A 22,431-nucleotide genomic window follows, 5' to 3' on the forward strand; every position below is an offset into this window, starting at 1 on the left:
ATTATAGTTTAAAATATATTATTTATAAAAATATATTTATTTTATATTACCAACAAAATTGCTATTTGTAATTTTTTATAAAAAATAATTTTTCCCATTATTAAAATATATAAATTTACTTATAACTATTATATTGACTACGTTTTCAGCAAAAATATTTAATTTTCATTATTTTTACTGTATTGGTTACTCTATTTGCAGTTTAATAAAAAATCGTATAAAGCATATAACCTTATACGATTTTTAAACAATTTTTACTCTTCAGAATATTTTGCTTTACGTGCTGCTTTTTCTCGCACCGATTTATCCAGTTCTTTTTTACGTAGTCGTATTGATTCCGGTGTTACTTCTAAATATTCATCATCACTTAAATACTCTAAACTTTCTTCAAGTGTCATAATACGTGCTTTTTTCAACGTAACTGTCTGGTCTTTAGTTGATGAACGCACATTTGTTTGAGCTTTTGCTTTTGTAATGTTTACGGTAATATCGTTCTCACGACTGTTTTCACCTACAATCATTCCGCCATATACTTCTGTCCCCGGTTCTACAAAAACTGTTCCACGTTCTTCTATGCTTGAAATAGAATATGCAGTAGCTTGTCCGTTTTCTAAAGCTACAAGAACACCATTACGACGTCCGCCTACTTTCCCTTTTTGCATAGGTTGGTAAGAATCAAATGTATGATTAATAATTCCATATCCTTTTGTCATAGACATAAATTCAGTTGTATAACCGATAAGCCCACGTGCAGGAACATTAAATATAAGACGAGTTTGTCCATTACCGTCAGCCTGCATATCAAGCATATCACCTTTACGTTGCCCTAAAGATTCAATAACTGCTCCTACCGATTCATCCGGAACATCTACTTGAACACGTTCCACAGGTTCACAATCAATTCCGTCGATATTACGAATAATAACCTCAGGTTTTGACACTTGCAGTTCATAACCTTCACGACGTAAGTTTTCAATTAAAATTGATAGATGTAATTCACCACGACCGCTTACTATCCAAGAATCGTTAGTATTTGGTTCTACTCGCAGTGATACATCAGTTTCTAATTGTTGCATTAGTCGATCTTCCAACTTGCGTGCTGTAACAAATTTTCCTTCTTTACCTGCGAATGGAGAATTGTTTACTAAGAAAGTCATCTGTAAAGTAGGTTCATCTATATGTAATATCGGCAAGGCTTCTTGATGTTCAGTTGGACAAACGGTTTCTCCAACATTAATATCATCCATACCGCTTACCGCAACTATATCACCGGCATGAGCCTCTGTTATTTCATCACGTTTCAGCCCAAAATAACCAAATATTTTCGTCACACGAAAGTTTTTAACAGTACCGTCCAATTTCATAAGAGAAACAGATTCTCCTACTTTCATACTGCCACGAAAAACACGTCCAATCCCAATACGCCCAACATAATCATTATAATCTAACAACGCCACTTGAAATTGTAACGGTTCATCACTATTATCAACAGGTGCTGGTACATAGTCAATAATGGTGTCATATAGACATTGCATATTTTCACCTTGTTCACTTGGATCGCTTTTAAGTGATGCAGTACCGTTAATAGCCGAAGCATAAACAACCGGAAATTCCAACTGGTCATCATTTGCTCCAAGTTCAATAAATAAATCAATAACTTCATCAACAACTTCTTCAGGACGAGCTGAATCCTTATCAATTTTATTAACCACAACAATCGGTTTTAAATTTTGTTCTAAGGCTTTTTTTAGTACAAAACGTGTCTGTGGCATTGTTCCTTCGTAAGCATCAACAACAAGAAGCACCCCATCAACCATTTTCATAATACGTTCCACTTCGCCGCCAAAATCAGCATGCCCCGGTGTATCTAAAATATTAATTCTTCTACCTTTATAATCAATAGCAGTATTTTTTGCTAAAATAGTTATGCCACGTTCTCTCTCCAAATCATTAGAATCCATTGCTCTTTCTTCGACGTGTTCATTTGAACGAAATATTCCGGATTGTTTTAAAAGCTCATCAACTAATGTAGTTTTTCCATGATCGACGTGAGCAATAATCGCAATATTTCTTACCGTATCTCTTAATTTAATAGACATTTCTTTCTCCTTATTAAACTACATTCAAATCAATAAATATTTGTATATAGTATTCTAAATAATTAATCTAACTTATCAATAATACCACTATTTTCCTAGGTTGTAAATTGAAATACTAGAAAAAGTAAAAAAAGGTTGAAATTTCAAATCAAAATTTCAACCTTTTTGAAATAATTAACTATAATATTTTATGGGTGAACCGGTATCATCCAACCGAGAACTCCGATCGCTTGAAGTGAAACAATAGCACACACAATAATCAGTAGGATAAAGCTGTGTTTTACTGTAAATTTAAGCAACTCAGATTCTCTACCAACTAATCCAACCGCCGCTGCCGCAACTGCAATAGATTGTGGAGAAATCATTTTACCGACAACACCACCAGATGCGTTAGCTGCAACTGCTAATAGTGGATCCATTCCAACTTGGCTTGCTGTAACTTGTTGTAGTTTCGCAAACAGTAGGTTAGCTGATGTATCAGAACCGGTAATAAATACCCCAATCCAACCAAGTGCAGGAGACAAGAATTTGAATACTGTTCCTGTAGCTGCTAAGGCATTACCTAGTGTGTTAGACATACCAGATGCGTTCATAATATAAGCAAATCCAACTACAAAACAGATTGTTAATAGCGCAATTTTTACTTCGTTAAATGTTTCAATAAATGTTTTAGCTGTATCTTTCCAACTAAGTTTAATAATAAATTTAGATACCAATGCAGCTACCAAAATACCTGTACCGATAGAACCTACAATGTCTAACTTGAATACGGCTGCAATCGGTTTTCCTGAAACTGAACTTATAATGTTTCCATCAATAAACGGAACTTTAGGATTAAGTGCAATTGTTTTAAAGAATGCTTTAGCAGGTTTCATAGTCCACAAGAAAATAAATACTGTTAGAACTACGAATGGTGACCATGCCACTAAAATATCTTTTAGTGAATGTTTAGGAGTTTCGTTTGTTTTCACATCAGAATCTTTTTCATCAGCAAATCTCCAAGTAGTTTTAGGTTTCCAGAATTGAAGTAAGATAACTATAGATACAAGTGATATTAATGAAGAAAGAATATCCGGTAATTGTTCACCCAAGAAGTTAGAACTTACGAATTGTGCTAAAGCGAATGTTCCACCAGAAACTAATAACGCCGGCCAAATTTCTAATGCTTTTTTAAACCCTGCCATAATTAATACTAGATAGAATGGAATGAAAATAGACACCAATGGTAATTGTCGTCCAATCATTGCTGCAATTTCTACCGCAGGTATTGGAGAACCATTTGCATAAGTAGCCAATCCGTCCATCGCAGTAACCGGTGCCCCTACCGCTCCGAAAGCAACCGGTGCTGTATTAGCTACCATACACACACCAGCGGCATATAGCGGTTTAAATCCTAAACCAACCAGCAATGCAGCTGTAATCGCAACGGGTGCACCAAATCCGGCAGCACCTTCTAAAAATGCACCAAATGAGAACGCAATAATTAATGCTTGAATACGTCTGTCATCTGTTAATGAAGTGATACTATCTCTGATAATATCAAAGTGACCACTCTTAACAGTCATTTTATATAAGAATACAGATGCTAAAATAATCCAACCAATCGGTAAAATACCGTATACCATACCGTGAATAGTTGAGAATGCAGCAAAATGGAATGGCATTTTAAAGAACAGACAGGCTATAACAATAGCTACCACAAGAGTAAGTAACCCCGTTAGCCAACCTTTAACTTTGAATCCAGCAAGTGCCACTAAATAAAACACGATAGGAATCAATGCAATTAGTGCAGAAATATATAAATTATCAGCCACCGGCTGTAATATTTGAGTGAATTTTTCCATGAATACACTTCTCCTTTATAAAATATATTTTGTTTATATAAAGAAATCTGTTATAAATTTAAAAGATAAAACTTCAGGCACTATACTTAAATATTATATTAAAATTATGATATTTAAAATATAAATATTTTTCTTAATTCTATAATTTAGTAATACAACAGTTTTTATCTGTTATATTATTTTTATTGTATTTTATCGAAAAAAACATAATAAAAATAGTTACCAAGCTACCATTTTATCTTCAATTTTATTTACTGATTTCTTGACTTACAACTAATATTTTAGCACGCTTTCATAAAAATGTAAAGCGTTTTTTCGCTTGCTATGATAATATTTTTAATAAAAACCTATAATATCAAAGAAAATAAATTGTTTTTTCTAAAAACAATAACTTTAACATTTTTATACTTTGTCATATTTTTTACCATCATATTTTTTTAAAATTATTTCTTTTCTTGTATTTTCTAACATTTTTGATATTTTATATTTTTTCAATAAAAAAATATATACTACAAATTTCTTGTAGTATATTTTTATCACTAATTATATAATAATAAATATTTATTTAATATTTTTGTTTATTTTTTAATGCTCTACTAATCTCTTTATTAGCTTCTTTTTGTTTAAGAACATGACGTTTATCATAATTTTTCTTACCTTTAGCCACTCCGATAAGTAATTTGGCATAGCCATTTTTTATATATAATTTTAATGGAATTATGCTAATTCCCGCTTCATTTTGCTTATTTGTTAACATCGCTATTTGTTTCTTTTTTAACAATAATTTTCTTACACGTAAAGGATCATGGTTAAATCTATTTCCTTCTTCAAAATGAGAAATATGCATATTATAGGCGAACATTTCACCTTTTCTCGTTTGACAATACGAATCTTTTAAATTAACTCTGCCTCGACGTATTGATTTTATTTCTGTTCCTGTTAGCACTAACCCTGCTTCATAGGTTTCTTCAATAAAATAATCATGGGTTGCTTTTTTATTTTGTGCAATTACTCTATTCATATTTTTCTTCCTTTACTTTTTCTCTTTTTAATTAACGGTCTATGCGTTAATATTTTAAAATCAATTTCCTGATTATCTACGTCAACATTCACCACTTTGACTATCACTTCATCACCTAAGCGATATATTTTTTTATTTCTTCTACCTATTAAAAACATATTCTTTTCATCATATGTATAATAATCATCTGTCATCGCTTTAATATGAACTAAACCTTCTATTGTATTTTCTAATGTAACGAATATTCCAAAATTTGTCACGCCTGATACCATGCCTCTAAATGTTCTCTCTTGATATTTAAGTATATATTCACATTTTTTCATTCGATCTACATCTCTTTCACAATCAACCGCTCGTTTCTCATATTTCGATGATATTTCCGCTAAATAAGCGAGTTTTTCCGCATTATGAATAAGTGTTTTTTCAGAAACATCACCTTTAAATAAGTATGTTCTAATCATTCTATGTACCAATAAATCAGGATAACGTCGTATCGGCGATGTAAAATGCGTATAATACTTTGCAGCTAATGCAAAATGCCCAATATTTTCTGTAGAATAACGTGCTTGATTCATAGTTCTTAACAATATCGTTGACAGCATCGGTTCAATAACTTCGCCTTTAAATTTCCGTAGCATATTTGCAAGCATGTAAGGCTCAATCTCCTCAATATTACCCTTTACTCTATACCCAAAACTTGAAGCTATATCGAAAAACTGTCTTAATTTTTGAATTTTAGGTTCTTCATGTATGCGATAAATAAACGGTACTTGCATCCAATAAAAATGTTCTCCAATTACTTCATTTGCACTAAGCATAAAGTCTTCTATTAACCGCTCCGCTACTCCACGTTCTCTAGGAACTACATCTAACACATCGCCATTTTTGTCTACTACAATTTTCGATTCTATCTTGTCAAAATCAATTGCTCCGCGTTTTTCTCTATTATCACGAATCTTTTTTGATAACTCCAACGCAATTTTTAGTATTGGTGCATATTCTTTATATTCTTCTTTTTCCTTTTCACTATTATCATACAAAGCATTTACCTTTTTATATGTTAGTCTTCCCTTTGATTTTATTATAGCCGGATATATATCATAACTTTCCGGATACCCTTTATCGTTAAAATAAATATCGCAACAAATCGTATATCTAAGTACATGAGGATTTAGCGAACAAATTCCATTTGATAATTTTCTGGGAAGCATCGGCACCACACGATCAGCTAAATAAACACTACATCCACGTTTAGATGCCTCAATATCTAATAAAGAATTTTCCTCTACATAGCGACTTACATCTGCTATAAATACTTTTAATTGATAACCTTTTTTAGTTTTAGTCACTGAGATTGCATCATCTAAATCTTTTGCATCATCACCATCAATCGTAACAACCATTTCTTTTGTACAATCTCTATACTTATCATCAAATGTTATTTTTTCGCTTATTGTCTCAGTTTCTTTAAGAACATCTTCCGGAAATTCATTGGGAATACCATATTTATAAATAACAGATAATATATCTACCCCCGGATCATCTTTATGTCCCAATGACTTAATTATGATACCTTTATGATCTTCAAAATTTGTCGTTGCATATTCTGTTATTTCTACTAATACCTTTGTTCCATCTACCAAATTAAAATTCTTACCGTTTAGTATTTTTATATACTTTACTATATTTTTATCATCACTTTTAACAAACGAAAACATTCTGGCATTGGTAAGTATACCAACCGTATATTTAGTATTCCGCTCCAATACCTTTTTGACAATCCCTTCAAAGTTACGTCTATCCTTATAAGAACTATCAATCTCAATAAGCACGCTATCTCCTGTCATAGCATCCTTAGTAAAACCTTTAGGTATGTAAACTTCTATGTCTAACCTTTCAATATAAACAAAAGCAAATCCTTTGGGATTTAAACGAATTATACCTTCAATTTTTAATTTTTCTTCCATATATAAGAATTTTTCGTTAGGTAATTGAATAATAATCGCCCTTTGTTCCAGCTTTTCTAAGCATTTTACCAATTCTACAAAAGTTTTTGCTGATGAAACGGCTAATTTTTCTTTCAAATCATCAATACTTAATACACCATATTTTTTAAACAATTTTAATATATTGTCTAACATCTTTCCCTCCTTAATAAAAATAACCCTAAAATGAAATTTCACTTTAGGGTTACATTATTGTTATAATTTTAACCAAGTAAGGCACACTAGCGATATAAAGAATATTAATCCTAATACAATTGTTATTCTTTGTAAAACTAACTCAGCACCTCTTACTTTTTGTTTACCGAACAGTTCTTCGGCACCACCAGTTAAACCAGATAAACCACCTGACTTACTTTCTTGAAGTAGTACTACAATTATTATTAAAATACTGCTCAATATTGCTACTGTCATTAAAAAAGTGTGCATACTCTCCTCCTAAAATAATCATCTATTAATACAATACAATTAATCATAACATACTTTTTTATAAAAAGCAAATCTTATTGTACTATCTTGGTAAATATTATTCGCCCCGATGATGTTTGTAAAACGCTTTGGACTTCTACTTCCACTGTCTTTCCTACATGACGTTTCCCATTTTCGACAACAATCATCGTACCGTCTTCTGTATATGCTACCCCTTGATTATTTTCTTTTCCTTCTCTTAATACATTGACTTTCAAACGTTCACCCGTTGTTAATATAGGTTTTACAGCGTTGGATAAGTCATTCACATTTAAAACTTTTATAGATTGTAACGTGGCAAGTTTATTCAAATTATAATCTGTCGTAATAATTGCACATTTGTATTTCAACGCATAATCTATAAGTAAATTGTCTACACCTTTATGTTCATTATAAGTATACTTATTATCTATTTCCAATTCTATTTCTTTCATGTTTTTTAATTCTTCAACGCAATCCAATCCTAAACGTCCTTTAGCTCGTTTTAATGGTTCCTCAGAATCGGAAATTAATTGTAATTCTTTAAGTACAAAGTCGGGAACAATAATTTTCCCTTCTAAAAATCCTGTTTTAGCAACATCATGTATTCTTGAGTCAATTAAAGCACTTGTATCAATTATTTTAGTTAAAACATCTAAACTTTTTTTAGATTTAGAACGAGTTTCTTTATTTTTGTTTCCAATTTTAAACGCCGTAAAAATATTAACAAATTCTCCTCCACGACGATAACCTATTACAAGTCCTAAATAACCGCAAACTATATATATCACAGCTGATATAATCCTTCCCATTATTCCGGAACCTGCTATAACGTCAACTCCTGCTGATAACAACATCGCAAGCAGAAGTCCCAGTATCAATCCGATAGTGGTAAAAACTATCTTTTGAATTGGTGTTTTTGATAATCGCTCTTCTATAGCACTCATCGCTGTTACAAATCTATTAGAAAACAATAAAGACACTATTAAAAAAATTAAAGCTGTACCGATTGTAACAATCAATCTTAAGCTAGTTTCACTAAGCGACGAAAATACTTCATAGGTTATTAATGCTGATGTTATTAATGTACCTACCGTTATTCCAAGTAATAGCGAAACTATCATTAATACTTTTTTAACATATGACCACTCCTTTTTTTAAAAATTTATAGTTCTATTCTACTACATTCAGTTAAAAATTAATATAATTTTATTCAAAAATTTTAAAATTTTTTCTAATTTTATACTTTTTGCGAGTTCAACTCAAAATCGTGATTTTATTAGAAATCAATTTCGTAGGGTCGTCCCCACATAGTTCATTAAATTCTAGGAAAATTTTTAAGAGTATTGCAAAGAAATGAACCACTGCATTTGACTACCAATAGGCAAATTCTATTAAAATTTTTAACTTTTGGATTAAACTTATAACAATTATATACTTTTCTCTTAATAATTCATATGTTATGTAATATTATCTACATTTATTACAAAATCGTAGAGCATTTTGCCCTACGATATTATTAAAATATATTTTTAAATGCTATGTCTAAACATTGTCTAATGTCTTTAACGGGAATTATTTCTATTTCTTTTGGAAATTCTGAATTTTTGATATTGCTTGAAGGAATAATTACACGTTTAAAACCATGTTTTTTAGCTTCATTAATGCGCTGTTCTATTCTACTAACACGACGCACTTCTCCGGTTAGACCGACTTCTCCTATAAAACAATCATTCATATCAACCGCAATATCTTTGAAACTGGAAGCAACCGCCATTATAACACCAAGATCTACTGCCGGATCATCTATTTTAACCCCACCGGATACCTTAACATAAACATCTTGCTGTTGCAATAAATATCCTGCTCGTTTTTCCAATACAGCCATTAATAATACCAACTTGTTATACTCCAATCCGGTTGATACACGTCGTGGATTATTAAATGCTGTCGGTGTTGTTAACGCCTGAATTTCCACTAAAAGAGGACGACTCCCTTCCATTGTGCTAATAATCGTTGCCCCTGCTAAATCTTTACTTCGTTCTTCTAAAAACATTCGAGATGGATTTTCTAAATCATGTAACCCGCTTGATTTCATCTCAAAAATACCGATTTCATTCGTTGAACCGAATCGATTTTTAACAGCACGCAAAATACGATAACTATGCTGACTCTCACCTTCAAAATACAAGACGGTATCAACCATGTGTTCTAACATTCTAGGTCCTGCTATCGTACCTTCTTTTGTAACATGACCAACTATAAAAATTGCAATATTTAAACTCTTTGCCATTTTCATTAACTGCTGCGTACATTCCCTTACCTGTGTGATACTACCGGGAGAATTTTCCAAACTCGGATTATATATAGTTTGAATTGAATCAATAACTAAAAACTGAGGTTTTATTTTTTTTTACTACCTGATAAATTAAATTAAGATCTGTTTGTGCATAAACATAAAGTTCATCCGTATTGTTTTTTAATCTATCCGCTCTAATTTTCACCTGTCTTACAGATTCTTCTCCTGTGACATAAAGCACATTATGTTCTTTTGCTAAATAGGCTGAAATTTGTAACAATAGTGTTGATTTCCCTATACCGGGATCTCCTCCCAGTAAGACTAATGATCCTCCAACTACTCCCCCTCCAAGCACTCTGTTTAATTCTCCGCTATCGGTCAGCGTTCTTGGAACATCTTTAGTAGAAACTGTTTTTAGTTTCCCGGCTTCTACTCGTTGTACTTTCGTTTCTTCTGTACGATATTCAGCATGTTTACTCTTTACTTTTGATTCAACAACTTCTTCTAACGATCCCCATTTTGAACATTTCGGACATTTACCTAGATATTTTAAACTTTGATAACCACAGGCATTACATTCATATTTTACATTTATCTTTGCCATAATTACCCCTTAGTTTTCTTTATCATAAACTTATCATTTTTATAATCAATGTTGATTACACCCGTTATATCCGGATTTTTCAACAATTCTTCACTTAATAAATCTTCTATATTTTTTTGAATACTACGTTTAAGAGGTCTTGCACCATATTCTTTTATACTACCATCTTCAACGATTTTTGACATCGCTTTTTTGGTTAGTTTAATTGTTATATTTTTATCGACTAAACGTTTTGATAAACCGGCTATTAATAGTTCAGATATTTGTTCCAACTCTTCTTTCTCAAGTGTTTTAAAAACAATAATATCATCAATACGATTTAAAAATTCGGGACGATATTGTTTTTTTAATGCTTCCATCATTGTATTCTGAACATTTTTATAATCATTTTTAATTGATTCACTGCCACCAAAACCGACAAATTTTTGATCTTTTAATTCACTAACCCCCACATTTGATGTCATTATAATAATGGTATTTTTGAAATCAACTGTTCTACCGGCAGCATCTGTCAAACGTCCGTCATCAAGAACTTGCAATAGAATATTAAAAATTGATGGATGCGCTTTTTCTATCTCATCAAACAACACTACTGAATACGGTTTTTGGCGCACTTTTTCTGATAGTTGACCTGCATCTTCATAGCCAACATATCCCGGAGGTGCTCCGATTAAACGACTGATTGAATGTGATTCCATATATTCGCTCATATCAATACGAATCATATTATCCTCTGAACTAAACAGTGCTTCCGATAGACTTTTTGCAAGTTCTGTTTTACCGACACCCGTAGGTCCAAGGAAAATAAAGCTACCAATCGGTCTATTTTCTGCTTTAAAACCGCTTCTTGCGCGGCGAACGGCTTTTGCTAAACTTGTAACAGCTTCATCCTGCCCGATAACTCGCTTATGTAAAATTTCTTCCAGTTTTAGTAGTTTTTCACTTTCCGTTTCTGTCAGTTTTGTTACCGGAACCCCTGTCCAACCTGCTAATACCTCAGCGATATGATCTGCATTAATCTGAATTTTTTCTTTTGTTAGATTATCCTGCCATGAAATTTTGAATTGTTCAATTTTTTGAATAATTTTATTTACTTCATCACGTTTTTTCGCAGCTATTTCAAATTCTTGATTAATTACAGCTCTATCCTTCTCTTTATTTAAACGACTTAATTCTTCTTCATATTGTTTTAATTTTTCCGGTGATTTGTAAAAACGTAATTTAACTTTTGAACAAGCCTCATCAATTAGATCTATCGCTTTATCCGGTAAACAGCGATCCGGAATATATGTTGAACTAAGTTTAACCGCTGTTTCTAATGCTTTATCTAATATTTCAACATTATGATGTTCTTCATATTTATGTTTTAAACCTTTTAGTATCATAATTGCATTTTCTATATCCGGTTCTTCTACTTTAATCGGTTGAAAACGACGTTCCAACGCAGCATCTTTCTCAAAATATTTACGATATTCTTCTGTTGTTGTCGCTCCAATACATTGGATTATGCCACGTGATAATGCCGGTTTTAAAATATTTGATGCATCTGCACTTCCTTCAGTACCGCCCGCTCCGATAATAGTATGAATCTCATCAATAAAGAGAATAATATTCCCCGCTTCTTCAATTTCTGAAATAATATTTTTTAAACGTTCTTCAAATTCACCACGATACTTCGTACCGGCTAGCAAAGATCCCATATCCAAGACCATAACTCGCTTACCTAGTAAATTACTTGGTACATCTTGAGAAACAATTCGTTGCGCCAACCCTTCTACTATTGCAGTTTTACCGACACCCGGTTCTCCAATTAGCACCGGATTATTTTTTGTTCTTCTATTTAATATTTCAATCATACGTGTAATTTCTTTGTCACGTGCTAACACCGGATCAAGTTTGTTATCTAACGCATCTTTCGTTAAATCTTTAGCCAAGCTATTCAATATTTTTGTTTTTTCAGAATTATCTTCTACTACATCCACTTTTTTAAAACCGTCAAATAATTTTGAGAATAATCCTTGGCTTTGTTTAACCAATTCAAATAATTCTGTTATTAGAACATCGGTATTTATATTCAGTTTATCGGTTAATAATCTAACTGCCGTACTATTTTGTTCATTTAGCAATGATAACAATAAATGTTCACTGGTTACGACAAAACTTGATGTATCATCAGCAAACTGTTGACTTTTTTCTATCGTTCTTACCGCACCGTTTGTATAATCAATTTTCATCAAAACATTGCGATAAAAATCCGTCCCTTCAAGCTCGGTTTCATAAAAATCTAATACATCTTTCCTAAAGTCATCATAATATACGCCATATTTATTTAATGTTTTACAAGAAAGTGTATTACTTAAACTCAACATCGCCAATAATAAATGCTCTGTTCCTACAGCTTTAACACCAAAATCATTTGCTTCTTCTTTTGCTGTTGTTAAAACTATAAGGGCAGTTTCGTTAAATCTTATATACATTGCATTACCCTCTCTTATTATATTTTATATTTGTTAAAAATTTAATCATTAAATTTCTTAATTGTGCTTTGGTGGCATATTGCATTTTTTGGGCAACTTCATCACTAATTGCCAACTCAAGAAATTGATTATGAACATCAGTTACAGTTTCTACACTATTGATAAAATGGTTATAGTCAAATTTATCGATATATTCTTTATCTAATAAAATTTTTGTTATACGAATTGCTTCATCTATTTCTATTATATCAGTAGGTAAATTATCAATTAAATAGTCCAAGTAGTCTGTACCTGTGTGTAATGTGATTTTCGTAATACGAATAAAACCTCCACCCCCACGTTTACTTTCAATAATAAAACCATGCTCAGGCGTAAAGCGGGTCTTTATCACATAATTTAACTGTGAAGGAACACAATCAAACTTTTGGGCTACATTACTTCTTTTTATTGTTATATAGTCTTCCGTAGATTTATTGAATAATTCTTTAATATATTGCTCAAGTATATCCGTCATATTATTATTCATAAGCCCACCTCCTTTATTGACTAAAATTGACCTTTAAATAAATTATACTATAAAAGTATCTTAGTTGCAATTACAACGGATAACAAATAATATAGTTGAAAATTAATATATATATAATTTTACACTGATATTTGTAATATTATCTCAAAAAATAAAAGCATAGAAGCTACTTACCTCTATGCTTTCGTTTCCTTTTAAGCTGTTTAAGTTCAAATAAATATTTTTTACGCTCCTCTCTTTGTATTGAACAATTTTTCTTGCGTTCTTTTTTATATTCTTCAAATTGTAATTTCAGTGCTTGTTGTGACTTTGATGAAAATGTTTTATCGCAAGATTTTTTTACAGCACGCTGTAATCGTTTAGGATTTTTTATTTTTACTTTTTTCTTAGTCGTTACACTTGAACCAAAATTAAATTTAGTATAATAATTATTTATGTACTCATATACTTCTTTGTCATTCGGTTCTTTTCCAAAAGTCACCTTAACTGCTGAAAGTTTTCCATCTACAACCCTTTCAAAAACACCAATCCAAAAAGAATTATCAAAAAATATATTACATGAAATTGATACACGGTTCATCAAATATCCTCCTTTAATTTTTATAAAAAAGAATGGACAACCAAGGAGGAAGGTTACTTACAGTAGCTATTTGATTTTCAAATACTCTCTGCGGCCGGACTACCAACCAGCACTGTGTTTTTATCTTTTTTCTATATATTTATTATACATCTAACTATTTTTCTTGTCATCAAAAAAGAACATTTCCTAAATGAAAATGCTCTTAGCTTGTTTACTCCCTTGTTTCTATCCTCATTAAAGACATTGGGTTAATCCTGTGACAATAACGTATAATATACAAATTAACCATATAGCATTATCTCACTAAACTGAATAATACTATTTCTCACGTTTTTATTATACCCCTTTTACTATTTTTCTGCAAGCGGAAACATTTAAAAATATTTATTATAATTAAAACAATATATTAGATTATCTTTAATAAAAATATATATTAAAATAATAATCGTGATAAGAATACAATAAATTTCGTCTTTTTTCTGCTCTCAGATTTCCAAAAGTATAACTATTTAAATTTGCACATTGACCAATTTTGATATATAATATCAAGTGAAATATAAATTTAGGAGGAAACACAATGAATTTAATTCCTACGGTAATAGAACAAACATCTCAAGGAGAAAGAGCGTACGATATTTACTCAAGATTATTAAAAGATAGAATTATTATTCTCGGTTCCGATGTAAATGACCAAGTTGCAAATTCAATTACAAGTCAATTATTATTTTTAGAAGCACAAGACAGTGAAAAAGATATTTACTTTTACATTAATTCACCGGGCGGAAGTGTAACAGCAGGTTTTGCAATTTATGATACAATGCAACACATAAAATGTGATGTTGTAACTATCTGTATGGGTATGGCTGCAAGTATGGGAGCATTCTTACTGACAGCGGGAACAATCGGGAAACGTTACGCACTTCCAAACGCAGAAGTAATGATTCATCAACCACTAGGTGGAGCACAAGGGCAGGCAACAGAAATAGAAATAGCAGCTAAACATATTTTGAGAACGCGTGGAAAATTAAACAAAATATTAGCAGATAGAACTGGTCAGACAATTAAAACAATCGAACGTGATACAGAACGTGATAACTATCTAACTGCAGAAGAGGCTTGCGAATACGGTTTAGTTGATAAAGTTATGTATCCGGAAAATAATAAACTACAAAAAAAAGAAAAAATAAAAAAAGCAACAACTAAGAAAACAACTAAGAAATCGTCGGAAGAATAATTAACCTATTTTCTTTCTACTATTATGTTTATAGTTTACCTTATCCATAGCTATGTATTGGTTAAATACACAAAATAATATATAAGTAAAAAAACACCGAAGAAAAAACTTCGGTGTTTTGACGTTGGTGTATAAGACCAGATATTAACGTTTTGAAAATTGAGGAGCACGTCTCGCACCACGAAGACCGTATTTTTTACGTTCTTTCATACGAGGGTCACGAGTTAGTAATCCTGCCGGTTTTAAATCTTTACGATATTCCGGATTTACTTCTAATAATGCACGAGCAATACCATGACGGATTGCTTGAGCTTGTCCGGTGTAACCTCCACCTTTAACGTTAACTAAAACGTCATAATTTCCTGTAGTAGATGTAACTTCTAAAGGTTGCATTAAATCTAATACTAATGATTCTAATGGTAAGTATTCACGCATTTCTCTATCATTGATAACAACTTTCCCTGTACCAGGTACTAATCTTACACGTGCTACTGAGCTTTTACGGCGTCCTGTACCGCGATATTCTACTTGTGCCATTTAATTATTTCCTCCTATATTAACCACGTAATTCGTATTTTTCCGGTTTTTGTGCTGCATGTGGGTGTTCTGCTCCACGATAAACATGAAGTTTCATACCTTGAGCTCTACCTAAAGTATTTTTTGGCAACATACCTTTAATAGATAACTCTAAAAGTTCTTCCGGATATTTTTCCACCATTAATCCGGCAGTTCTTTCTTTTAATCCACCCGGGTGCATTGTATGACGACGATAAACTTTATCAGATAATTTTTTACCGGTCAACACAATTTTTTCGGCATTGATAATGATAACATTATCACCGGTATCGATATGTGGTGTATAAGTAGGTTTGTGTTTTCCTCTTAAAATTGAAGCTACTTCTGATGATAAACGACCTAAAGTTTGTCCTTCAGCATCGATTACATACCATTTTTTTTCTACAGTTGATGGCTTTGCCATATATGTTTGACGCATGTCTTGTTTTCCTCCTAGATGTTGTTTTAAATCTGTCATAACGACTAAGTTTTCCGGGGCTTACTCGTGAAGATATATAAACAATATCACTAGATATAATATCGTATTTAAAAGTAAATGTCAAGTTATTTTCTTTACTTTTGTTATATATTTTCCCGATCAATGAGTAAAGACAGGTATTGCAATTTTGACACTCACAACACTCTGTCTTCTTCTTTTATAATAATTCTAATGCCGATTTCACTCGTGTTCCCACACGTTTTTTACCTAATAATTCTAAACTTGTATTTAATTCCGGGCCGTGCATTGAACCGGTTGAAGCGATTCGAATAGGCATAAATAAGTTTTTGCCTTTCACCCCTGTATCTTTCTGAATTGATTTGATTAAAACTTTTATATTATCTGCTGTAAAATCTTCAATCGAATCAAGTTTTTCCAAGAAATTTTCAAATACTATTTTTGTAGTTTCTTGTCTTAATATTTCCAACTCTTCTTCATCAAATGTAATATCTTGAGTGAAAAATTGTTTTGTTAATTTTATTATTTCCGCTCCGTAACTCATCTGTGGTTGATATAGTGAAATAAGTTTCTCAAACCACGCCTTATTGGTAATTATTTCTTCTTCAGTAGCCACTCCTTCTTTAACAAAAAATGGTAGTGCCAAATCTACTATTCTTTCAAGAGGTTGTGCCTTGATGTATTGATTGTTTATCCATGTTAATTTATTGTTATCAAAAAATGCAGGTGACTTACTTAAACGTTTTTCATCAAAAATTTTTACAAACTCTTCTTTTGTGAAAATTTCTTCTTCTCCTTCCGGCGACCAACCTAACAACGTAATAAAATTAAACAATGCTTCCGGTAAATATCCTAAATCATCATATTGTTCAATAAATTGGATAATAGTTTCATCACGTTTTGATAATTTTTTCTTGTTTTCATTAACAATCAAAGTCATATGCCCAAAACGTGGTGCTTCAAATCCTAATGCCTCATAAACTACTAATTGTTTCGGAGTATTTGACACATGATCATCACCACGTAATACATGTGATATTTCCATTAAATGATCATCAACGGCAACGGCAAAATTATAGGTTGCTACTCCATCATTTTTCACAATGACAAAATCACCAAAATCTTTTCCTTCAAATGATAATTCTCCTTTTACCATATCGTCGAAACTATATATTCTATCTTGAGGAACTCGAATACGAATAGATGGTTTTCTTCCTTCTCTTTCAAATGCCTCTTGTTCTTCTTTTGTCAAATGGGCATGTTTTCCGCTGTAACGTGGTGGCAGCCCGTTTGCGATTTGCTCTTCACGTTCTCTTTCTAATTCTTCTGCAGTCATGTAGCATTTATATGCTTTATCTTCTTCTAAAAGTTGGTTTGCATATTTTTGATAAATCTCAATACGTTCTGATTGACGATATGGACCAAATTCTTTTTCTTTTCCAATACCTTCATCATAATCAAGACCTAGCCAATTCATATATTTGAGTTGACTACGTTCTCCTTCTTCTTTATTACGTTTAAAATCCGTATCTTCTATTCTTAAAACGAAGTCCCCTCCGTAATGTTTAGCAAATAAATAATTAAATAATGCTGTCCGTGCATTTCCAATATGAAGATTTCCTGTTGGAGATGGTGCATATCGTACTCTTACTTTTTTCATGGTTATCTCCTTTCGCTTTTTTCTAAAATTATAACACTAAATATTATATCATAGGTAACTACTTCTTTTCAATGCGAAAAAAATATTATTAATAGACTTTTTTCACATTTTAAGTTAATATTTAACTAGGAGTGTTATATTATGAATTATACAAACTTTAATATATTAAATATAAATTTATCATATGTAATAGATTTAATTACAACATTTTTTAATAATATTAATTTTGATTTACTCTTAACATTGTTTTTAATTATTAATACAATACTCGCATTTTCTATTGTTTTTTTGGAATATCAAACAGCATCTTCATCGTGGGCTTGGATTTTGGTATTATTTTTAATTCCTTATCTAGGGTTTATTTTATATTTGATATTTGGACGTCCCATATATCGAGAAAAGATTTTCCCTTTCTCAGATGAAGAAAAAATTTCATATCAGGAACGGCTGTTGAATAGAACAACACCATATGAAATTACGAAAGATGAACAACTTATACATAAATATAGAAATTTAATCGAATTGAATTATGAAACGGATAAGGCATTTTTATCAAAAAATAATAAAATTAAGATTATAACCGACGGTAAAGAAAAATTTGATCTACTATTTGAAGATATAAAAAATGCTAAAAATTATATCCATGTCCAATACTATATTTTAAAAAAAGACGGTATAGGTAAACAACTTTTTAAACTTCTTGAACAAAAACTAAGAGAAGGAGTTGCCGTTTATATTTTGTATGATGACATTGGTTCCAGAAAACTTAGCATATCTTCTTTAAGAAATTTAACTAAAAATAATGCTAAAATAAAAAGTTTTTTTAAAGCAAAATTACCGATAATAAACTTTCGTATGAATTATAGAAATCATAGAAAGATTGTTGTTATCGATGGTGAAATTGGTTATACCGGTGGTTTTAACGTTGGCGATGAATATTTAGGGCTGGATAAAAAGTTTGGTTATTGGCGTGATACACATCTTCGTATAGAAGGTGAAGCTGTAGGATCTTTAGAATATCGTTTTATTGATGATTGGAACTCTCAATCATCTAAAAAAGCCGAACAATTAAGTCTAAGGCCTGATTTTATAGCTACTCATGTAAATAATTATACACCTATACAAATAGTGTCGAGTGGGCCGGATAGTAAACTTGAAAAAATAAAATATGGTTATCTCCAAATGATTTCACGTGCTAAAAAGTATATTTATATACAGTCACCATACTTCATTCCTGACGAAAGTGTTATGAACGCACTAAAAATGGCTATTCTTTCCGGTATAGATGTAAGAATAATGGTTCCAAATAAGCCTGATCACATTTTTGTATATTGGGCTACCTATTCTTACATTGGGGAATTAGCATCTTTCGGAGCAAAAACTTATATCTATGATAACGGTTTTATCCACACAAAAATGATTATAATAGACAATGAAGTTACCAGTATCGGTAGTGCCAACTTTGACTATCGTAGTTTTAAATTGAACTTTGAAATGAATGCCTTTATTTATGATTATCAAACTACAAATACATTCAGAAAAATATTTTTACAAGATATTGATAAATCTATTTTGGTTTCATATTCAAAATATCAAGAACGTAGTATTATTATTAAAATTAAAGAAGCATTTGCAAGATTAATATCACCTATTCTTTAGTTGTTTTTAAATAAAAGATATGTTATATTTGTAAATAGTTATTAACTTATGGAGGAAATTTTAATGACAAAATTAAAAAAAGCTATTTTACCTGTAGCTCTTAGTATCTCTGTTATCGGTTTAGCAGGTTGTTCTTCTGGCGGAACAAAATACATCTCTAGTAAAGCCGGCGATGTTACGGAAAAAGATATAGTAGAAAGCATTGGTTCTAGTCAATTATCTAAAACGGCAACAAGTATGATGATTCAAAAAGTTCTTTTAGATAAGTATAAAGGAAAAATTGATGACAAAGCCATTGATGAAAAACTTAAAAAAGCTGAAGAGCAATACGGTGGAAAAGAAAAATTTGAACAATTATTAAAACAACAAGGTTTCACCCTTGATAAATATAAAGACGGTCTTAAGGTCAAAGCTGCTCAAACACTTATGATTAACGAATACAACGGTGTTGACGATGAAACAATAAAACAAAGTTACGAAAAAAATAAACATCAATATCACCTTGCACACATCTTAATCAGTGTTAAAAGTGAATCAAACCCTAGTGGACTGAGCGATGAAGACGCTAAGAAAAAAGCTGAAGAAATTCTGAAAAAAGTTAATGACGGAGAAGATTTCGCTAAACTTGCTAAAGAAAATTCTAAAGACACAGCTAATGCCTCTAATGGTGGCGATTTAGGTTGGTCTTCTAAAGAAGATAACTCTTTCGTTAAAGAATTTAAAGAAGCTGCTTATGCCCTTGAAAAAGGCAAAACTTCAGATGTAGTTAAAACTTCATTCGGGTATCACATAATCAAATTATTAGACACAAAAGATTCTACTTTTGAAGAATTAAAACCGTCACTTGAAGAAAAATTAGCGGAAGAAGCTGTAAAAAGTGATCCAACAGTAGTAAGCAAAGCGCTTAAAAATATTTTCGAAGAATATAACGTAAAATCTAGCAACAGCGATGTTGAATCTTACATTAAATCTATGTTGGAAGGAAACACTTCAGGACAATCAGGACAATAATATTTAAAAATCCTAGGCAATCAAAACCGAAATACCCTCAGAAGTTAGACAACTGAAGATCTAACTTCTGAGGGTATTACAAACTTTGACTAGGATTTTTTATTTGTAACATGGATACAATTATATCAATTAACTCTTTTACAAGCATCATAGCTGAATTATCAATCAATATTACATTTATCAAATGTTTTTTATTTATGTTATAAACCGGAGATGTTTTAAAAGAAATTTTTAACAATTTTATCCGATTGATTTTTTGGCTTTATCCAACACTTTCATTACCGACAAACTATGTCTTTTTTGCTTATTAACAAATATAAAATCCCTTTCCATTATCACCTGTGAAATTTTCTTAAATTCGGCATACATTCTATGGCTATGACTGTTATCGTTAATATTTTCCTTAACTATATCCTCAGTTTTTAAGCTATAGTTTGCCACTTCATTAGTTGGACCTGTCACCTGTACTAAACCTTTATCCCCCTGAATATTAACATAGCTATTATTGAAGGTATCTTTTGCTGCTATACATACCGCTTTAAATTTATCGTAAATCAAAACTAAAACTCCTGAAGTATCTATATCATTGATAATATTAGGAAAATAATTTACAGTTTGCGGTTCTCCAAAAATCCCGATAATAAAATGAATATTATAGATATTCAAATCATTAAGAACACCTCCACCATGCTCCTTGCTGAATACAGGTGCTATTTTTCCTTCTTTAAAATCCTTATACCGAGATGACAACTGAGAAAAATTACACTCAATAAGTCTTATTTCCCCTATTTCTTTTACAGCTTTTTTTATTTCATAATAATTTTCTAAATACTGATTTGTTATAGCTTCTATTAAAATTAAATTTCTACTTTCAGCTAATTCAAATAGCTCTCTTGCTTCTTCACAATACAATGTAAAAGGCTTTTCACAAATAACATTTTTATTTGCCAGTAAAGATTTTTTCACAACACTATAATGAATATTATTCGGTATAGCTACATAAACAGTATCAATATCTTTATCAGTCAAAAATTCATCAATATTTGTATATATTTTTTTTATTCTATATTTTTTACTAAGTTTTTCCAGATTTTCCCTATTTCTCGCTACTATTGCTTCTAATTCTATTTCCGGCAACTCATCTGCTATACTAAGAAAATCCTTTACTATCATTCCGGATCCAATAATTCCTAATTTCATACTAATCTCCTTTGTTATCTTTTATAATCTCATTATATACTATCTTTAAAAGAAAATCACAAAAACTTCATTAAAACGCTTAGCGGTTCTAACGAAGTTTTTTTCTATGCTTTTTTATGTGATTTTAATGTTCCAATTATTAACGGTACTAAACTAATTAAAATTATGCCAATTACCACTAACGAAAAATTTTTCTTCACAATTTCAAAGTTGCCAAAGAAATAACCTACCGAAACAAACAATAAACACCAGCAAGTTCCACCTAGAAAATCTATTGTTCTGAATTTGCTATATTTCATTTTACCGGCACCTACTATAAAAGGAACTATAGTTCGAATTATAGGGAAAAATCTTGCCAGAAAAATTGATTTTCCACCATGTTTTTCAACAAATTTTTCGGCATCTTTTATGTTCTCATCTGAAACAAATTTTTTGAACCACGACCTGCTCTTCAAATATTCAGAGAAATTTCTTCCAATAAAGTAATTACAATTATCTCCTATTACTGCTGCGCTGATACATAGCATAAGCAATAAAAATATATTATTTCCGGTAGCCGCCCACAAAGCACCGCTAGCAAAAAGTAGTGAATCCCCCGGTAAAAACGGCATAAATACCACACCGGTTTCTATAAATATTACTAAAAATATAATCCCATATAACCACCATGGTCCATGTTGATTCATAAGTTCACCTAAATGTTTATCTATATGTAGCACAAAATCAATTAAAAATTTTATCGTGTTCACTCATAA

Annotated in this window: 17 protein-coding genes and 1 pseudogene; 3 read left to right on the forward strand and 15 right to left on the reverse strand. The window is 31.1% G+C overall.

The genetic code is table 11. The features are described 5' to 3' along the window. Positions 1–254: 254 nt before the first annotated feature. From typA to HMPREF1983_RS04910, 10 genes and pseudogenes are all read right to left on the reverse strand, one after another. Positions 255–2,099 (reverse strand): translational GTPase TypA, encoded by a 1,845-nt coding sequence (gene typA, locus HMPREF1983_RS04865; protein WP_021753183.1) that lies wholly within the window; start codon positions 2,097–2,099, stop codon positions 255–257. A 188-nt stretch (positions 2,100–2,287) separates the two neighbouring features. Then, entirely contained in the window at positions 2,288–3,943 is a 1,656-nt protein-coding gene (locus HMPREF1983_RS04870) for an L-lactate permease (protein ID WP_021753184.1), read from the reverse strand. A 565-nt stretch (positions 3,944–4,508) separates the two neighbouring features. Next, a complete protein-coding gene (gene smpB, locus HMPREF1983_RS04875; protein WP_021753186.1) occupies positions 4,509–4,964 on the reverse strand; it encodes an SsrA-binding protein SmpB in 456 nt (151 codons plus the stop codon). Continuing rightward, positions 4,961–7,105 carry a ribonuclease R gene (rnr, locus tag HMPREF1983_RS04880; protein ID WP_052526609.1) on the reverse strand — a complete coding sequence of 715 codons (2,145 nt, stop codon included), beginning with the start codon at positions 7,103–7,105 and terminating at the stop codon, positions 4,961–4,963. Before rnr ends, smpB begins: the two co-directional genes overlap by 4 nt. A gap of 60 nt (positions 7,106–7,165) precedes the next feature. Continuing rightward, the gene (secG, locus tag HMPREF1983_RS04885) at positions 7,166–7,396 is read right to left on the reverse strand and encodes a preprotein translocase subunit SecG (RefSeq protein WP_040461049.1); all 231 of its coding nucleotides are present in this window, start codon (positions 7,394–7,396) and stop codon (positions 7,166–7,168) included. A 74-nt stretch (positions 7,397–7,470) separates the two neighbouring features. Beyond that, complete coding sequence (locus HMPREF1983_RS04890) at positions 7,471–8,538, reverse strand: PIN/TRAM domain-containing protein (RefSeq protein ID WP_021753189.1); 1,068 nt, start codon at positions 8,536–8,538, stop codon at positions 7,471–7,473. Positions 8,539–8,933: 395 nt separating this feature from the next. After that, a pseudogene (gene radA / locus HMPREF1983_RS04895) lies at positions 8,934–10,317 on the reverse strand (DNA repair protein RadA). Positions 10,318–10,319: 2 nt separating this feature from the next. Then, positions 10,320–12,794, reverse strand: coding sequence for an ATP-dependent Clp protease ATP-binding subunit (locus HMPREF1983_RS04900; protein WP_021753192.1), 2,475 nt, complete (start codon positions 12,792–12,794; stop codon positions 10,320–10,322). Between the two features lie 4 nt (positions 12,795–12,798). Next, positions 12,799–13,320 carry a CtsR family transcriptional regulator gene (locus HMPREF1983_RS04905; RefSeq protein WP_021753193.1) on the reverse strand — a complete coding sequence of 174 codons (522 nt, stop codon included), beginning with the start codon at positions 13,318–13,320 and terminating at the stop codon, positions 12,799–12,801. 166 nt (positions 13,321–13,486) lie between these two features. Further along, positions 13,487–13,900, reverse strand: coding sequence for a YjdF family protein (locus HMPREF1983_RS04910; RefSeq protein WP_021753194.1), 414 nt, complete (start codon positions 13,898–13,900; stop codon positions 13,487–13,489). Positions 13,901–14,477: 577 nt separating this feature from the next. On the opposite strand from HMPREF1983_RS04910, the gene clpP reads away from it, so the two are divergent. Next, positions 14,478–15,134, forward strand: coding sequence for an ATP-dependent Clp endopeptidase proteolytic subunit ClpP (gene clpP, locus HMPREF1983_RS04915; RefSeq protein WP_021753195.1), 657 nt, complete (start codon positions 14,478–14,480; stop codon positions 15,132–15,134). Between the two features lie 144 nt (positions 15,135–15,278). Here the strand turns inward: clpP and rpsI are convergent, their stop codons facing one another. The 3 genes from rpsI to gltX all read right to left on the reverse strand — a co-directional run bounded on the left by rpsI (position 15,279) and on the right by gltX (position 17,806). Then, complete coding sequence (gene rpsI / locus HMPREF1983_RS04920) at positions 15,279–15,671, reverse strand: 30S ribosomal protein S9 (RefSeq protein ID WP_021753196.1); 393 nt, start codon at positions 15,669–15,671, stop codon at positions 15,279–15,281. Positions 15,672–15,690: 19 nt separating this feature from the next. Beyond that, positions 15,691–16,128, reverse strand: coding sequence for a 50S ribosomal protein L13 (gene rplM / locus HMPREF1983_RS04925; RefSeq protein WP_040461052.1), 438 nt, complete (start codon positions 16,126–16,128; stop codon positions 15,691–15,693). 217 nt (positions 16,129–16,345) lie between these two features. Then, positions 16,346–17,806 carry a glutamate--tRNA ligase gene (gene gltX / locus HMPREF1983_RS04930; RefSeq protein ID WP_021753198.1) on the reverse strand — a complete coding sequence of 487 codons (1,461 nt, stop codon included), beginning with the start codon at positions 17,804–17,806 and terminating at the stop codon, positions 16,346–16,348. Between the two features lie 141 nt (positions 17,807–17,947). Between gltX and cls the strand changes: the two genes are divergently transcribed. Both cls and HMPREF1983_RS04940 read left to right on the forward strand, forming a co-directional pair. Then, entirely contained in the window at positions 17,948–19,465 is a 1,518-nt protein-coding gene (gene cls / locus HMPREF1983_RS04935; protein WP_021753199.1) for a cardiolipin synthase, read from the forward strand. Between the two features lie 63 nt (positions 19,466–19,528). Beyond that, positions 19,529–20,476: a foldase protein PrsA gene (locus HMPREF1983_RS04940; protein WP_040461055.1), complete on the forward strand. Its 948-nt coding sequence runs from the start codon at positions 19,529–19,531 to the stop codon at positions 20,474–20,476. Positions 20,477–20,716: 240 nt separating this feature from the next. Here the strand turns inward: HMPREF1983_RS04940 and HMPREF1983_RS04945 are convergent, their stop codons facing one another. Next, positions 20,717–21,676, reverse strand: a complete 960-nt coding sequence (locus HMPREF1983_RS04945) for a Gfo/Idh/MocA family protein (protein ID WP_021753202.1) — start codon at positions 21,674–21,676, stop codon at positions 20,717–20,719. Positions 21,677–21,780: 104 nt separating this feature from the next. Further along, a complete protein-coding gene (locus HMPREF1983_RS04950) occupies positions 21,781–22,425 on the reverse strand; it encodes a VTT domain-containing protein (protein ID WP_021753203.1) in 645 nt (214 codons plus the stop codon). Between the last annotated feature and the right edge of the window lie 6 nt (positions 22,426–22,431).

It is taken from the genome of Gemella bergeri ATCC 700627 (genome assembly GCF_000469465.1).
Lineage (GTDB): Bacteria > Bacillota > Bacilli > Staphylococcales > Gemellaceae > Gemella > Gemella bergeri.

What these genes read in the sequence shown, in the direction of transcription:
- typA (WP_021753183.1), bottom strand. Translation starts at nt 2,099, where the DNA reads ATGTCTATTAAATTAAGAGATACGGTAAGAAATATTGCGATTATTGCT.
- HMPREF1983_RS04870 (WP_021753184.1), bottom strand. Translation starts at nt 3,943, where the DNA reads ATGGAAAAATTCACTCAAATATTACAGCCGGTGGCTGATAATTTATAT.
- smpB (WP_021753186.1), bottom strand. Translation starts at nt 4,964, where the DNA reads ATGAATAGAGTAATTGCACAAAATAAAAAAGCAACCCATGATTATTTT.
- rnr (WP_052526609.1), bottom strand. Translation starts at nt 7,105, where the DNA reads ATGTTAGACAATATATTAAAATTGTTTAAAAAATATGGTGTATTAAGT.
- secG (WP_040461049.1), bottom strand. Translation starts at nt 7,396, where the DNA reads ATGCACACTTTTTTAATGACAGTAGCAATATTGAGCAGTATTTTAATA.
- HMPREF1983_RS04890 (WP_021753189.1), bottom strand. Translation starts at nt 8,538, where the DNA reads ATGATAGTTTCGCTATTACTTGGAATAACGGTAGGTACATTAATAACA.
- HMPREF1983_RS04900 (WP_021753192.1), bottom strand. Translation starts at nt 12,794, where the DNA reads ATGTATATAAGATTTAACGAAACTGCCCTTATAGTTTTAACAACAGCA.
- HMPREF1983_RS04905 (WP_021753193.1), bottom strand. Translation starts at nt 13,320, where the DNA reads ATGAATAATAATATGACGGATATACTTGAGCAATATATTAAAGAATTA.
- HMPREF1983_RS04910 (WP_021753194.1), bottom strand. Translation starts at nt 13,900, where the DNA reads ATGAACCGTGTATCAATTTCATGTAATATATTTTTTGATAATTCTTTT.
- clpP (WP_021753195.1), top strand. Translation starts at nt 14,478, where the DNA reads ATGAATTTAATTCCTACGGTAATAGAACAAACATCTCAAGGAGAAAGA.
- rpsI (WP_021753196.1), bottom strand. Translation starts at nt 15,671, where the DNA reads ATGGCACAAGTAGAATATCGCGGTACAGGACGCCGTAAAAGCTCAGTA.
- rplM (WP_040461052.1), bottom strand. Translation starts at nt 16,128, where the DNA reads ATGCGTCAAACATATATGGCAAAGCCATCAACTGTAGAAAAAAAATGG.
- gltX (WP_021753198.1), bottom strand. Translation starts at nt 17,806, where the DNA reads ATGAAAAAAGTAAGAGTACGATATGCACCATCTCCAACAGGAAATCTT.
- cls (WP_021753199.1), top strand. Translation starts at nt 17,948, where the DNA reads ATGAATTATACAAACTTTAATATATTAAATATAAATTTATCATATGTA.
- HMPREF1983_RS04940 (WP_040461055.1), top strand. Translation starts at nt 19,529, where the DNA reads ATGACAAAATTAAAAAAAGCTATTTTACCTGTAGCTCTTAGTATCTCT.
- HMPREF1983_RS04945 (WP_021753202.1), bottom strand. Translation starts at nt 21,676, where the DNA reads ATGAAATTAGGAATTATTGGATCCGGAATGATAGTAAAGGATTTTCTT.